The sequence below is a fragment of the Solibacillus sp. FSL W8-0372 genome, from assembly GCF_037969735.1.
In the GTDB taxonomy this organism is placed as follows: Bacteria; Bacillota; Bacilli; order Bacillales_A; family Planococcaceae; genus Solibacillus; species Solibacillus faecavium.
In genome coordinates this window covers 598,887-614,574 of record NZ_CP150204.1, presented here as the reverse complement: position 1 = coordinate 614,574, position 15,688 = coordinate 598,887, and the positions used below count along the sequence as shown (strand labels likewise).

General features: G+C 34.3%; 9 protein-coding genes. 3 read left to right on the top strand and 6 right to left on the bottom strand.

Translation table 11 applies throughout. The features are described from left to right. Positions 1 to 311 precede the first annotated feature (311 nt). Entirely contained in the window at positions 312 to 2,135 is a 1,824-nt protein-coding gene (locus tag MKY13_RS02995) for an SH3 domain-containing protein (protein WP_339215209.1), read from the bottom strand. Positions 2,136 to 2,413: 278 nt separating this feature from the next. Between MKY13_RS02995 and MKY13_RS02990 the strand changes: the two genes are divergently transcribed. The 3 genes from MKY13_RS02990 to MKY13_RS02980 all read left to right on the top strand — a co-directional run bounded on the left by MKY13_RS02990 (position 2,414) and on the right by MKY13_RS02980 (position 6,101). After that, complete coding sequence (locus MKY13_RS02990; RefSeq protein WP_339215207.1) at positions 2,414 to 3,094, top strand: amino acid transporter; 681 nt, start codon at positions 2,414 to 2,416, stop codon at positions 3,092 to 3,094. Then, entirely contained in the window at positions 3,094 to 4,506 is a 1,413-nt protein-coding gene (locus MKY13_RS02985; protein WP_339215205.1) for an HlyD family secretion protein, read from the top strand. The genes MKY13_RS02990 and MKY13_RS02985 overlap by 1 nt, the downstream gene beginning before the upstream one ends. Before the next feature lie 116 nt (positions 4,507 to 4,622). After that, positions 4,623 to 6,101 (top strand): S-layer homology domain-containing protein, encoded by a 1,479-nt coding sequence (locus tag MKY13_RS02980; RefSeq protein WP_339215203.1) that lies wholly within the window; start codon positions 4,623 to 4,625, stop codon positions 6,099 to 6,101. A 91-nt stretch (positions 6,102 to 6,192) separates the two neighbouring features. Here MKY13_RS02980 and MKY13_RS02975 read toward each other — a convergent pair whose 3' ends face one another. The 5 genes from MKY13_RS02975 to MKY13_RS02955 all read right to left on the bottom strand — a co-directional run bounded on the left by MKY13_RS02975 (position 6,193) and on the right by MKY13_RS02955 (position 15,307). After that, positions 6,193 to 7,326 (bottom strand): hypothetical protein, encoded by a 1,134-nt coding sequence (locus tag MKY13_RS02975; RefSeq protein ID WP_339215201.1) that lies wholly within the window; start codon positions 7,324 to 7,326, stop codon positions 6,193 to 6,195. Between the two features lie 425 nt (positions 7,327 to 7,751). Then, a complete protein-coding gene (locus tag MKY13_RS02970; RefSeq protein ID WP_339215199.1) occupies positions 7,752 to 8,597 on the bottom strand; it encodes a hypothetical protein in 846 nt (281 codons plus the stop codon). 169 nt (positions 8,598 to 8,766) lie between these two features. Further along, positions 8,767 to 9,678: a hypothetical protein gene (locus MKY13_RS02965; RefSeq protein WP_339215197.1), complete on the bottom strand. Its 912-nt coding sequence runs from the start codon at positions 9,676 to 9,678 to the stop codon at positions 8,767 to 8,769. A 189-nt stretch (positions 9,679 to 9,867) separates the two neighbouring features. Further along, positions 9,868 to 11,865: a S8 family peptidase gene (locus MKY13_RS02960; protein ID WP_339215195.1), complete on the bottom strand. Its 1,998-nt coding sequence runs from the start codon at positions 11,863 to 11,865 to the stop codon at positions 9,868 to 9,870. 142 nt (positions 11,866 to 12,007) lie between these two features. Next, a complete protein-coding gene (locus MKY13_RS02955) occupies positions 12,008 to 15,307 on the bottom strand; it encodes a DUF6359 domain-containing protein (protein WP_339215194.1) in 3,300 nt (1,099 codons plus the stop codon). Positions 15,308 to 15,688 lie beyond the last annotated feature (381 nt).

Below are 15,688 nucleotides of genomic sequence, written 5' to 3'. Positions count from 1 at the left end.
GTATATTAGTAAGAAAATTTAATGTCAATGCTATTTTGTTAAATATCAACAAAACCTTACAAACACTGTTAAATTCAATGTTTAATTATCTGAACTTTCTAGTATTATTATTTACCAATAATTATTTTACATGGGAATAATTAGTTTTATAATATAATATCTATCCCTTTAAAATTTCGTTTCACATTATATTATTGACATTTTTTTGACTTTATAAAGTATTTAATTGGTAAAACTGGTATATATGTTTCCTATTAAAAAGCGAAAAAGCCGCCTCTATGTAAGAGACCGCTTCACCATAAAACAAACCATTAACTTTTAATTTTTCTTTTGTAAAATAAATATGCCCCACCAAATACGCTTAATACTAATGCTAATACAATTAGAATCATACTCCATGATACAGCGTTTTCTTCCTTAGTCATCTCCGCATTTACTCCCTTAGTAGCTGCTGATGCAATGAGCGGTTCTTCGGTTTGATCTACCTCAACTTCCCCTGCATTTTGCTGCTCAGCGATTAAGCTTTGCAATAGCGGTAATGTATTTTCATAAACTTGATACTTTTTAGTATCGATTAAATCAAGATTTGAAATAGTATCAATATATACCCATTCCATTCCGGATTTAAATGGAAGGCGCTTGAACACGACATAACCTTCCTGCAATTGTTCACCTGCAATTAACATTTGTTCGTTTGATTCTGTTACGGTTACATCAATAGGCATTTGATAATCAGCAAATCCAAGTACATCATATGTATTTTCGAACTGATCTACACTTAATAACTGTCGGTAAACATATGTGTCAGATGGTCCCTCATCCCCCTCTACAGGAAACTGGTACACCTTTTCATTGAGAAATCTATCCTTATCCAAAGCCAATGCATTAAATTCATCGGTATTAATAGTTGCTCCATAAAAATCCCCAATAATATTTTCGATTAGTGACCGATCAATATATTGTATATTTGGCTGTAGAGAGTCCACGTTACCTTTAGTGAATTGGCTAGCTCCATAACCTGGCAAACCATATTTCATTCCTTCTTCTACATTTTTTATCATTGTATATGCATTGCGCGAAACAGCCTTTTCATAAGGCATTTCTAGGAATACTGATTGGGCAAGCTTTAATTTCAGCGTTTCTATTTCTCCGGATAGCATTTCGGTCTTCTTCAATGAAGTCGCATTAGATGCTAAATTCAGCAATTCATTTTTTGCCCGGTTTAAATCAAACGTATATTTATCCGAAAGCGATGCTGAATTATAATCATCACTGTAGATTATTTTTGTACCCTTAGCCTTTTCGTACTTCGCAAAAAATTCCTTATACTCTTTTTCTGAAACTTCCACTGTTTTACCACCATTTGATAAGTGGAATTTTTCTAAATAGACCGTTTCATCATATTCATTCTTTTTTTCTCCGCCATAGAAATCTTTTGAGGTTACCTGTTCATGTGTAAAGGTAAGCTCTGAAAGTTTTCCATTGCTTGATTGCACGACAAAATAAGTATGCATATATGTATTAGCAACTATTTCGTATGAACTTTCCCCTTCACTAGCTTCATAATAATCCGTTTTTGCCTGATCATTTAATTCCGATAATTTAAGTTTCTTTTCGGAGTTTGTCTGTGCATGATGAAATAAATAATAATCTGTCGTATCTTTCAATACGGTTAAACCATGTTTTAAGTTTTTTTGATATATGACTGAATTGCCACTGTATATCTTTTCAATATATTGTCCTTTTGAAGGATCCGCATCAACAATGATATATAAATCTTCTATACCATCTTGTGTAAAATCATTCACTAATGCATAAACGAGATTCTCTGTCCCCTCAAGCAATTTATAATATATCGAGTAAATGGAAAGTAAGTCTTCTGCAAATGGCGTTATGGCTTCATTCCGCACCCAGCCAACCCGACCATTATATTCAACTTTCGACCAACTATCCTCCTGACGTATTAGCTTCACTCGACCACCCTGTTTCAATACCGCTACCTTCATACCATCCGGATTTGCTGTAGCTGTCATGTTGGTCCCTTGCTCAGCAGAAATAATGGCAAACTTCACTTCCTCTGCACCTACATCGCCTGCAAACCCAATCCCACCGAATAAAACTATAATAAATAGCATAAAGCTTTTTTTCATTAAAATTTACCACTCATTCCTTTAATATCCTTACGAAGTAATTTTAACAAAAATAGGGTTACTAAATGTGGATAATTTATGTTTATTTATAAATCGGCAGTGATAATTGCCTACAGGTATAATTTTGTATATACATATTAATTCATTTTCTTAACTAGAAAGTCTTATAATGGATTTAGCCCTCTAGGGACTGTAAATAAATGTGTTATTTCCTTTAACTTGGGGTACTTATCATATGTTATTAAAATTATTGAGGTGAATTTATGTACGAGTTCAAATTTTGGCAGCAGCTTTCTCACCCCTCACAGCTAATACATAACCTGGAAAGTAGCGAAGATCATAAACTTAAAGGGTATTTAACAAGTGTTTGGGTAATTTTTGGCTTTACGTTACTTTTCTTTATTGTACGTAACTTTTGGGGGATGAACACTGCGGATTTAACCGCTCTACTTGTAAATGGTGAAGATCATTTATATAGTTTTGCCCGCATGATGTCTTTATTTGGGGCCATTTTAGCAGGCATATTATTTTTTGTTTTCCATTATTATGTCATTACATACGTGATTTACTTACTTACGAAAATTCCTTTTCGTTGGATTCAAAAGGTACAACTTTATACGTTATTTTTCATTGTCCTTGAGAAAGCTCTGACAATCATCATTTTTGCAGTTGCAGGTTTTTCTACTCCATTCACATTGTTCTCATTGGCTCCGGCTATGGCATACGTGTATTATCAAGATTATTTATTGTTTTTCCTAAACCAATTAACAATCGCAACGATTATTACAGTATGGATACAATACATATTTTTATCGAATTGGGTTGAGCGTCCAAAAGTATTACTTATAAAATTAATATTGATTCAAGTTATATTTGCCTTGCTTGTTGCGTTATATAGCATTCTTCCTGTTTTAACTTGGATTGAAGGGTGGCTTGGTCTGTAATGCTTATTACAAAAAAAGTAAAATTCTTTAGTATACTCGCCCTGTTCTTTGTATCGATCAATGGCTATTTACTATTAAAGGACAACGATATTATTTTAAAGAAATACTATATTAATAATGTGCAATTTGCCGTAGCGGAAAATCATGAAAAAGTTTTTGAAACCGAGGCAGTAGTATCATCTAAATATGAACATTTCATCGCAGCACCTGTCCAGTCTATTAGCGAAGTGCTAGTATCAGAAGGCCAAAGCATTAGTGCACTAAGTGAACTCGCGATTTATAAGCCCGAAGAAGCCGAACGTGAAGTAGCGCGACTTCAAACTGACCGGGAAGCTTATGCAAATGAATTAGCTGAATTAGAGAGAATTGTTTCCGATTTACAGTATGAAAGCGGTAGTTCTACACCAAGTACAGCTACAGATTCAACAACACTTGGTGATAATGAAAACTGGAATATTAACTTAACACTAGAGCTTGGAATCGAGCAGAATACACCAACTGCAGAAGGCATCGCAGTTATCCAGCGCTCCATTGCTGAAACCGAGCGCCAGCTTAGTATATTAGATAGTATGATTTCCCAATTAAGCAGTAATAACTCTCTAACCTCTCCAGTTGACGGTGTTGTAAAAGAGATTGTACTCGAGGGCGATTCTATTACCTTTAAAATTCAGTCACAAGAAAAGAAAGTTGTGGCCTATGTAACATATAAAGACTGGCAGGAAATCGAAATAGGACAATCTGCTACAATTTCTTTTGATGGTAAGGAAGAGACTAACGTTGAAGGTCATATATTGGAAAAGCAGCAAATCCCAGCACGAAATTCAATAGCATTTGACGAAATGATCAAAAAGAAAAAGATCAATCGTGATGAGACGGTCTATGAAGTTAGTATTGAACCTACTGATTTGTTATTAGAAAAGCCTATAGGTACTCTAGCTACAGCAAAAATTACAACAATAGAAGCTAATGATAGTTTCCAAGTACGAGATCATTGGCTTGTCCAATATAAGGCGGACAATACAGAAAATCTGATCTATGCAGTTGGGGACGATGGAAGAACGAAGCTTGAGCCTGTCGATGTCATATTTAAGCATAAAGCAGAAATCAAGCAAAAGGATTTTATGTATGAAGAATCGGTTGAGGAAAACTCTGAAGAGACTAAGATACCTGCTGAACCGCGTATTCAAACTGTTCAACTAAAAGATCCAGACGAAAAAGAAGATGAGCCTACTAATCACGATTTGGAAGATACAGCCGTCTTCACAGCACCTATTGCTTCAAATCAGATTTTTATAGACGGAGATGAAAAAAACCTGTTTGCTCCGACATTCAGACCATATCCATTGCAGAAATTTGACTGGGACTATGTAGATGTCACGTGGAGAGAAACGTTATGGTATTTAATAAAATAGCGAGTGTTTGAGAATAAAGCAAGCGGGTAAAGTCAGAAATAAATAATGACTCCCGCTCTTTTTTGTAAACATAACCACTCACGAAAATAAATAGAAATAAAAAGGAGTAGAAACGAATGACAAAAAGAATGACAAAAACTTTCCTGGCCGCTACTTTCTTCGCTTGTGCATTATTCATAGCCAGCGATGACGCTTCTGCCAAAAAGACATTTTATGATGTAGAAAATAGCCGAAATTCCCACACAGAAGCTATTCAATATTTAAATAACCTTAACGTTTATGACTATAAATCCGGCAATCAGTTTAACTTTAGCCGCCCGGTTTCACGAGCAGAAGCATCGAAAATTCTTCATACAATATTATCAAATGATTCAAATTTAGCTATTCCGAAAATACGCTCTTATAATAATCAATTAAAGGATTTAATAAATTCAACCACTTTCTCTAAAGAAATTATTTGGGCATATGAAGCAGGTATTTTTGACGGCGATGAATACGGCAACTTCAATCCCGATCAGGCAGTAAAACGTTCACATCTATCAAAAATTTTAGTAGAAAGCTTTAAACTAAAAGGAAAAGATACTTATAGTTTTAGAGATGTTTCAAAATCTAGCTGGTATTACGACTATGTCAATATTTTGGCAAGTCTCGGTATTACAACAGGTAATGAATCGAATCGTTTTTTACCGAACAATAATGTAACGAGTGCGCAAATGGCTACTTTTTTATATCGTACACTAAACTATAAAAATACTGGACAAGTAGGTGGAAACACCCCTCCCCCACCAGCTGCAGAAAAACCTGATACAGCCACAACAACTTACAATAGTGAATATGACTTTGCCTGGAAACAGACTGGCAAGAATATAGATTTCGAGCTAGAGGGCGTTGATAACAATAAAATTGTCGCGCGATATATGACGAAAGAAGGAAAAAGCTTCTTCGGTGCCCAGGATTTAAAAATAGGAACCGCTACTGCAACGCAAGTAAAGGCAAAATACGGAACAAAAAATGCATCAGTACTTCGCGGAAACGTTAACTATAATACCGCATCGTCCAATGAATACAATTTCTATTTGATTGATGATTATTATGTGACATTTTTCTATGATTTGCATAAAAAGAATGTAATCCGTTCGATTTTATATGTACACAAAGATTATGAAGTGAAAAAGGATGGCTTCTACGGAAATATTTCCGATACGCAAAAGCATTCCGAGCAACTAATGGTCGAGCTCATGAACCAAGCACGTGCTGCTGAAGGCGTTCAGCCATTAACCCATTCACCGCAATGGGCCGCCATTGCCCGAAAACATAGTAAAGATATGATTGATAACAATTATTTCTCCCATACGAGTCTTTCAGGGGCCTCTCCTTATGACCGCATGCTTAGCGGTGGGATGAGTAAAGCCGAGCTTAGAACATGGGGCGAAAATATTTCATATGGCCACTATAATGTAATTTACGCACATGAAGGCTTTATGAACAGTAAAGGACATCGTGACAACCTGTTACAATCTCGTTTCAACAATGCGATTGTAGGCTTGGAGTATAGTAGTAAGAAGGCACCTTACTTTACGATTAATTTTTATTAGATAATAAGTAATGAAAACACATTTCGCCTCATAAAAGCGTAATGTGTTTTCATGTTTTAAATGTTCTAGTACCGTTTCATTAACAAGGGAATTAGTCCATCCACCAGTCAAATTGTTCATACCACTTTAATAGATTTTCATCATGCGCATACATTATTTTCTCTAATGGAAAAAGCTCTTCATGTATTTCACGCATTAGTAATTTTATATCGATTTTGTTGTTAGAGTGATAATACAATTCAGTTAATGCTAAGAGAATATGTTTATATTCATCATATAAAGGAATCGTATAAAGAGCTATATCAAGAGAATCAGCTGGTTTTATTTGAGGTAATCTTGACCATAGTTCAATTATTAATGGGTTAATAATATCCGTTTCATGTGGAATTGAGCTTCTCAAGTAATTGGTTGTTTTATGAAAAATATAATTATAAAGTTGAACAGCGTCATTATTTCTTTCCTTAGCTACTAACCATTCAGAAGCCATAGCCCCAACCATATATAAGTGAATTATTTGCTTATCCTTTTTATAAGTTGCATTCTTTGGTATACTCCACCCCTCTGAAATATGATTTATCCGATTCACTGCAAGTTTCAAACTTTCCAATGGTATATCCTGTTGTGTTAATATTCCTGCTGAAAGCCATAAAAATTGATAATCATCTAAATCCTTTTGAAGATTATAAGACCAAAAGAGTTCATCGTTCTCGATCATGGTTAAATATGCTTCCCAAAGCTTCTTACTATTTTTCGAATCAGGTACCTCAAAGTGCAGTAGCATTCCGACTAAAAGAGAAGTGTGTGTTTGTTTACTAATAAAAAACTCAATAGAATCATTCAAATGGGTTGATAGATGCTCTATACAGGCCTTCCTTATATCTAAATTTTTTTTCTGTAGAGGAAGAGTTTCTATTTGAATACTACTAAGTATAATTTGTACAATTTCAGTGAGTAATTCATTATTTATAACCGACAACTCTTTTAAAAATTGCTGAATATTTATTTCTTCGTTAGTCTCAAAATATTCATTTATTAGTAATGTTGCGAGCAATTTTATTTCTTCTTTACTTTTTTCACGATGATTAAGTCGGGAATACTCGAAAAGAATGATTAAACCCTCTTTCAAATCCTCAAATTGATTTCTTAATTGTACTGATTCATTTGATTTAAGGTCAGAGTATGTTTCAACTTCCAGTCCTAAAGAATTTAAAACACGTAAAGCCATTGACGCTGATAACTTCGACCAGAACTCAACTGGATAATTCATCAGATATTTACTTCTCTCACTCTTTTTTTGTATCTATCCCGTTGATTATTACTGTTATGGAATTGCCAGTCTTCTGAAATCATATAAATCCTCCAAGCATAAATAATCTATTTATTTGACTCATCACCATAAAACGGAGTTGCTTTTCCAATAAATTTTCACTTGATTGGTGGGCTACGGTAAGACAGCGCTAAAGCCACGTGATACATGTCTTTATCACTGCCTTTATTGCCGTTTGCGAGGCCCACCAATCTCCAAATTTTGCCCTCGTTATAAAGTGAAGTAAAAAATACCTAATTAAGCCGCTTGCGCTATCGCGAGGCGGTATTTTGTCATCCCCAACTTACGTTAATGAATCATTCGATTTACTTTTAATTTAATTTTTAACACAATATTATTTTGTCCTCATAAATTAACTGCTTATACGTATCAAATAATTTCACATTAACTTCTTTTACTATGTATGGTAATTTAATATGCATCTTATTTTCTAGAATCACTTTTTTTATTCGAAAGCCTTGACCAGAAATGCGAATATCCGTAATTTCAATTTCCCCGTCAATAATTGTTTTTCCCATTCTTTCGTAAAATGAGAGAATAACTGATGCTTCTTTTGGAATTCCTATTATTTTTATCATCCTTAAGTAGGGGTTTGGAAGTGCCATTAGCATTGCACCAAAGTATTCTTTATAAATAGACAAATTAAAACCGAGGTATTTTTCAGTCAAAGTATCTACCTTAAAAATGTCTTGCGCATTTAATTGACTTGATATTATTTGTTTGTCATCAAGAGTTGCCCATACCCGAAATGCAACAGATCTTTTCGGTAATATATATTCCAAATGCGTGCTTGGATATTTTGTTACTTTTGTTAAAATAGGATTTATTTTTTCAATTGAATCTATTGTTAAATTATCTTGTGAATTACTTGGAGATCTTTGCGAAATTTTAGGATTAAGAAAATAGGTCAACCCATCTTCCGGGTTATTTTTAAACTCTCTACTCATATAAAGTGTTCGATGTTGATCAAGTTTAAAATATACAAAGGGTACACTTTCCCCATTTTTTCTCATTGATTCAATTGGAAGTGAGTATTGCTGTTCAAATGGACAAAGTTCTACAATAGAGAAGACATTATAGTATTTATCTTCTATTCGATGATGCATCCATAATGTTGTTATTTCTGTTCTTGAATATTCTTGAATCAACGATTTTATATGTAAACCCATAACAATCCTCCCCTATATTTCTAGTATTCACTTTGCGCCATTGCATTATTTTAGCATCTATTTACCTATTTAAATTAAATGTCCACTATAATAGACTTTTTTATTATTTAAATAAAAAAAGTAGAATTTCTCACCATTGTTAATGGATAGAAATTCTACTTTTCAAGAATTATTTTTTTGTTATCTGAAAGGCAATCTCTAAGTTTTTATTCGTCTTTTTTTCAACTTGAAAATTTAATTTTTCTAAAAGTGCAATACACTGTTTTTGTTTATTACTCATATTGAAATATCCTAAATATGTTATAACCTTTTCTAAATCTTCTGTAGCTCGCTTTTTATTTGTAACTATTTCAAGAACTTCACGGAAATATATCCGCATCGTTTGAAAGTACATATCATTTTGCAACACTTCGTCCATTTCCTCATACTCTTTATAATATTTTTCAGCCACTCGGAAATTCGATTCTAGTATATTTTTATTAATAATATTTAAAAGAAGCATTGCGTATTCATTCCGGTATCTTCTTAATATACGGAAGTTTGTTATTATGTCTTTACTACGCTTAAACACAATATCAATCAAATCTTGTGAGAAGTAATTAATTGAATTGGAAAATAACATAATTTCATAATAACCCCATGAATCACAATTCATTAAATAATTACTTAATTGTTCGAAATCTTCGGATGGTGATTCGTTTTTTAGTATACGCAGCATATTTTCTACCATAATTTTATAATGGTAATACTTAATATTATTTGTTCTCTTATACTCTTCGCTTAATTTATTTATTAACAATATTAATCCTTCGATATCTTTTTTGTAATATACAGAAGCGATATCGGTAAACAAATGAAATTCAACACTTTCTTTTTGTGTATGAAGAACATAAAACTCGTCTAGTGAAATATTTAAACGATCCAATAAGATGAAAAACTTGCTTACCGTTGTATCACTCTCACCTTTCTCAAAATTGCTGCGAGCTTGGCGAGATAAAAGGTCCGTATAAAGCGATTGAGAAGGTATTTTTTTGGCTAGTCTTAATCGCTTGATTGTCTCACCAATATTATTCATTTCCATCCCTTTACACCTCTTGTCTAACAATTATTTACAATAATTATACCATGAAATTAAATACTATAATATAATATAATTGAAAATATATGGTATTAAAGGATAAACATTTAGGAAATAGAAAAAACCAGTTTCTTTTCCTGAATTTCTAGGAAGATACTGGTTTTCTGAATTAAATTCTAGTCTTTTAAATCACTATTTTAACCGTTTCAATAATTGTTCTTTTTCTTTACCATTCGGCAACTCACGTACTATTTTCATTGCTAAATTACGATTTGTCTCTGATTTTTTCTTCTCATAATTTGCGACACGTGTTTTTGCTTTTGCCATATTATTATTTACGGTTTTTTTAATTTTCAATTCGAGCTTTGAACGTTCCTTATCATCAAATACAGCTTTTATGGAATTTTCAGCATTTATATAATTTTTCAATGTCTGTTTTTTCTCATATGCAGAAATTTTAGCTGTTGCTTGCTTTACTGCAGTTTGTACTTGCTTCTTCATTTTTTCCATTAGCTCAGATTTGACAGACGAATCCGGTAAGCTATTAATTGAAAATAGAGCATAATCATAATGTTTTTTGGTTGGTTGCTTTTCATATTGTGCTAAGCCATCAATCGCTTTTTTGGCAAACTGTTGCAACCCCTCATTTAATGCCGCTTCAAGCTCCTGCTTCGGCTTTAGCGAAGGCAACTTTTTTAATTCGGTCTCCGCTTTTTTATAATTATAATTTGTTTTATTTCTGTTAAATACATTTACAGCATTAGTAGCCGGCTCAAATAATCTAGCAATAGTAGCGTCTAGTTGCTTTTGCTTGTGGAGCTTTATATCAACTGACACTACTCCTTCTAAAAGGCCGATTAATTGATTATATTTCTGCTCAGTAGGAGTTCTAACAAAGTCCGCTAATATTTGATCGATTTGCGAAATGATTGTTTGTTGCGATTTATTCCAGTCATTTTTTAATGCTAACTTTTCTATTGTATTAGGCATTGTTTCGATTTTACTTATCGTAGATGTTGCCGATAAGTCACTATTTAACATCTCACTCATCATCATACTATTTGGCATTTTAAATTTCGGTAGCCCATACCCATATAATGAATCATATCCAACTTCCCCTAAATCTTCTGCAATATAACGTAACCCATCACGTAATTCTGTCGCTGTTGCATAAGGATATTGCTCCATTAACAGTGCAAGCACCCCTGTAATATGAGGTGTTGCCATTGAAGTTCCGTTATATGTTGCATATTGCCCATTTAAATATGTACTGTAAATCTCTTCACCTGGTGCAGCAAAGTCATTTGTATTCCCTGTCCCACTAAATGAAGAACGTTTGAATTGTCGATTAATCGAGGCTACAGATATTACTTCATCATGACGCGCCGGGTAATTAATTGTATTTCCCGTTCCGCTGTCATTCCCTTCATTACCGCTTGCAGCTACAATCATAATGCCGTGGTCAGCCGCCTTTTTTACTCCTTCATGAAGAGATTTTGCATATTCTAAATCACCAAAACTTAAATTAATGATATGCATCTTGTTTTCAATTGCCCAGTCAATTGCTTTTAAGACATCGGCTACATCGCCTTTGCCATCTTTTCCAATTGCTTTTAAAGCATAAACTTCAGCATTTGGTGCAATTCCAGCTACACCAATTCCATTGTGCTTCCCAACAATAATACCCGCAACATGAGTACCGTGCCCGTGATCATCCTCATAACTATTTCCGACAAAGGAAGCCCCTCCTACAACTGTAAGGTCTGAATGGTTTGCAACTCCAGAATCGATAATTGCTATCTTTACCCCTTTACCAGTAAACCCAGCATTCCACCCATTCTGGACATCCATCGCTTTTAAATTCCAACGTTCCAATTCAGTAGATGATATGTTTGCTACTTTAAACTGATTTTGAATAGAAAAGGATTTATTTTCTTCATAAAATACAATATGTTTATTACTTATTAATTCTTGTAATACATCTTTAGAAATATTAATTTCCAGCAAAGGAAGCTGACTATATTCCTTAACGACCGAATCCGATTGTTGTATAATGAGCTTCTTATCATGCTCTGTTTCATATTTCACAATAATATTTGTTTGCTGTTCCGAAGCAGCCTCCCCACTAGATACCGGTGTTAATATCATCATTCCTAAAAGCATAATAATTCCCAAAAAAACTTTCTTCATACCTTCCACCTCTTACTTAATAAGTATAGATTACCTATATATAACATACCATATTAATCAAAAAAACCCAGCCTCTACTTTATAACTTTTAGAGACTGGGAACTATATTAATATTTTAATCTTTTATTAAAATTGATATCCATTACTTAAATTCAATTTCCTCTGCTGAAGCTCCTTTTGTATACGTAATGTTCGCTCCTGCAGGTAAATTGCGAATTTCTTTTACATTTTTTCCTTCAATAATAATTTTCCCTATTGGCGTTCCTTTAAAATCAATAATTGCCTTCCCTTTTTTCGGACTGATTGTGACTGTTTTGTCCGCAAATCCTACTCCGTGGAATTCTGCATATTGACTAAATACTGCAACTCCATTTTTAATATCCGTATTCTTCCCTAAAGTGAGAGAAATACTTGGACGATTCATGATTAACTTACCTGTTTTGTAGTTTTGATAGCTATAGATATCTTCAGGTACGATTGGTGCTGGTGTCTCTTCTTTTCCTGCCTTTAAGTCTATTTGCACTAATACTGGATCATGGTCAGATGCACGACCCTGCGCTTCTGTAAAGTTCGCATTAATATGAATCAAATCAATCTCCGTCACATTAGCAAGATTATTCGATACTAAAATATGATCCAGCACTTGGTTGTTCCCTTGGAAATAGTAAGTGAAACGATCTTCCTCCGGAGCTTTATCCACCATATTCGTTAAAATATTACCCTTTAATGTTTCAAGAGCCGGTGTGAATTCAAAGTCATTCATATCACCTGCTACGACAACATTTAAATCTGGATCTTTTGCAAGCCCTTCATTGATAAAATCATTGATTGCCTGTGCAAGCTCAAGGCGTTCTGGTACAGACCCTAAAACTGGTGGCTGTGTTGGTCCCCAAAGTGAATCATCCCCGCCTTTAGAGTTTAAATGTGCTCCAATCACGATAATTCGTTCTTCTTGGAATTCAAATTCTGCTGCAATTGGTTTACGTGTATCTTCAAATTTTGATGGATCGACAAAACCTGGATTCAATGTCAGGCTTCCATCTGCTGTCCATGAGTTTACTTGATTACCCGTTCCTTTTACACCTTCCACAAGTGATACACGTGTTGGGTTGTATAAGTAACCTACACGAATATTGCCGCCTGGTGCACCGCCAACTGTGTTGTTAATTGGCGTAACGTCAGTCCAATCATAAGAAGGACCACCTGCAGCTATAATTGCGTTAATTAAACGCATATAACTTTCCGATGCATCTGCATTGCCTGAATCAATTTGACCATCATTATCTTGTACTTCCACTAATGTGATAATATCTGGTGACTTCATATTATGCACAAAGCTTGAGGCAATTTTTCTTACTTTTTCATCTGGCGTATTGGCACTATTATTCGAGAAATTCTCGATATTATAAGCTGCGACATTCAGCTTGTCTGCTACTGGCTCGAGATGTGTTACTTCTTGCTGGATATTTGCCTTTGTTACTTCCGGGAATATTTTATTCGTATTTAGTCGGTAGCCATCCGAGAAATTTTCTACAAATCCAATCAGTTCTTCATTAAAACGATCGCCTGATTCATAATTTTTACCTGCTACCCCTTCAAGCATAATTTTCTCCGGGTTGTAATCATCGGCAGCAATATTTAAACCACCATTTACGTTAAATGTGTTATTTGTTGTACTTGGTACGACGATCGGAGAATCATTATTGTAGATTGGTCCAATTACTCTCGCGTCAGGGAACGATACACGCATGTACTCGAGTGATTCCCAGAAATCAATCCCGTCTTCCTGTGGATCAAAAATTGCAAAACTATCATTGTCGATAATTTTGTTCGGAGGGAATAAATCCTCTCCTATTACAAGAGGTTCTGGCATTACTGTATTACCTGTTTTTGTAATTGTTGTTGCTGAAATTTGCGTATCTTTTAAACGCGTATTTCCACCTACTTCAATTACATCTCCTGAAACTTCCACAATGTCTCCAACTGCCACATTATGTGCTGATTTATTTACTTTAATCGCTGTTGACTTTACGCCATCGAAAGCCGACTCATCTTCTTGCATAATAAAGCTCGATGAATCAATAACAAAAGTTATGACCCCTTCTACATCATTTACGGAAAAACCTAGATACGGGGATGTATGACCCGCCCCTTGAATATCGCTAATTGTGGCATTCTCAATATCAATAATTTCGTAAACAAACGTTGCAATGGCACTGTTTGTTAAGCCTTCTTTCACTGCAATCGCTTTAATCGTCATCGGATTATTAACGGTAATTTCACCTGTGTACTTTGTATTTGCTGTAGTTGGCGTTGAGCCATCCACTGTGTAATAAATTGTTGCACCTTCTGTAATTGTAGAAAGCGTTACATTGGTACCCGCTGTTACTCCCCCAATATGAGAAGCTTGAATGTCCTGAACTTTTGTTGTATCTTCAATGATTTGAATCGGAAGAAGCTGATGATTTGTAAATTGCCCAACGATTCCCGTAATTTCACCGTACGTTTTACCTGTAACCAAACCTGAATTTCTTGTTTTATCATAAATAGCGAATGTACCAGCCGTGTCTGTTCCTGTGAAATTTTGGCCTGATCCAGTAATCGCTACATTTTTTATCGTTACAAGTTTTGATTCATTTTCTTCTGCAATGCCTGCACTTGTCACAATATGTGGCTGTGGTACTGCCGATAAAATTGGTGTGCCTACGAGCTTAATATTAGTTAATTGTTTTAATCCACTGTACTCGGCCACTTTGCCTTGAACCGTTACAAGGTCTCCCACCTTAGCAGAAAGACTATCAACAGGGTAAATTGCAATAGCTGCCCCATCTTCATCTTGAATATGGGCAGTAGCTGTTTCGAGCTTTGCTGTCACAATACCTGATACAGTTACTACTTCCCCGATTGCAGCTTTACGTGCATCACCAATAGAAATAATTTCTACATCTGGAGGATCGGTTGGCTCAACAGGCTCAGTTGGATTATCTCCCACAAAACTTATGGCAGATAAAGATTTTATACCTGCATGGTTGCCAAAGTATTTTTCCAACGAGCCAGTTAATTTAATTTTAGCCCCTAAATTACTTGGGTTCGATTTTAAACCAAATTCTGCTCTAAATGTAGAAGGTGAAGATGGTAATTGAATATAAAGCATCTTCGCCACATCGGTTTCACCAGGTGTTTGTGCTATCGCAATATTCGTATCGCTTTCTGCTTCTACCACATAAGATGTTTCACTTTTGGCAAACCCTACTATATAACCCTCTACTGTAACATTTGGCTTAACAGCTGTTGCATCAAACAAACTGATAGCTTCATCAACACCAATGGCCTCTGTCGTTTCCGCATTAACAACTGCCAGATGAGGTAAAATCATCGATATAACAAGTAAAAATGATAATGCAATTTTAGAAATGAAATGATTAAATCCTGTTTTTTTCATTCTTTAAGCTCCTTATCTTGTTTTATAGTTTGCTAAAAACTCTTCATATTACTACAAAGGTTACATATCCTCTCCTTTATTACACTATTCTTATAAATTACTATAGTTAACGAATATATTTTAACAGGAAAATGTTAAATAAATTGTAAGTTAATATGAATTTTTAGAATTATAATAAAAATATATATTTGATACTATTATCCTTCTAAATAATGCATTACTTAATACCTTCTATTAGCTTAAAAATTTATGTAATTTGAACGGTCAGCTTTATCGAGCAAATTGACAATGTAAATTTTATTGTAAATTAATAAAATTTCTATAATCGGTTAATCTATAGAGTGAAAAGGTGAAGTCATATTCATGATTGGCTTTTTCAAA

Excerpts from the sequence above, each read along its gene's own strand:
- MKY13_RS02995 (WP_339215209.1), bottom strand. The coding sequence starts at position 2,135 with ATGCTATTTATTATAGTTTTATTCGGTGGGATTGGGTTTGCAGGCGAT.
- MKY13_RS02990 (WP_339215207.1), top strand. The coding sequence starts at position 2,414 with ATGTACGAGTTCAAATTTTGGCAGCAGCTTTCTCACCCCTCACAGCTA.
- MKY13_RS02985 (WP_339215205.1), top strand. The coding sequence starts at position 3,094 with ATGCTTATTACAAAAAAAGTAAAATTCTTTAGTATACTCGCCCTGTTC.
- MKY13_RS02980 (WP_339215203.1), top strand. The coding sequence starts at position 4,623 with ATGACAAAAAGAATGACAAAAACTTTCCTGGCCGCTACTTTCTTCGCT.
- MKY13_RS02975 (WP_339215201.1), bottom strand. The coding sequence starts at position 7,326 with ATGGCTTTACGTGTTTTAAATTCTTTAGGACTGGAAGTTGAAACATAC.
- MKY13_RS02970 (WP_339215199.1), bottom strand. The coding sequence starts at position 8,597 with ATGGGTTTACATATAAAATCGTTGATTCAAGAATATTCAAGAACAGAA.
- MKY13_RS02965 (WP_339215197.1), bottom strand. The coding sequence starts at position 9,678 with ATGGAAATGAATAATATTGGTGAGACAATCAAGCGATTAAGACTAGCC.
- MKY13_RS02960 (WP_339215195.1), bottom strand. The coding sequence starts at position 11,865 with ATGAAGAAAGTTTTTTTGGGAATTATTATGCTTTTAGGAATGATGATA.
- MKY13_RS02955 (WP_339215194.1), bottom strand. The coding sequence starts at position 15,307 with ATGAAAAAAACAGGATTTAATCATTTCATTTCTAAAATTGCATTATCA.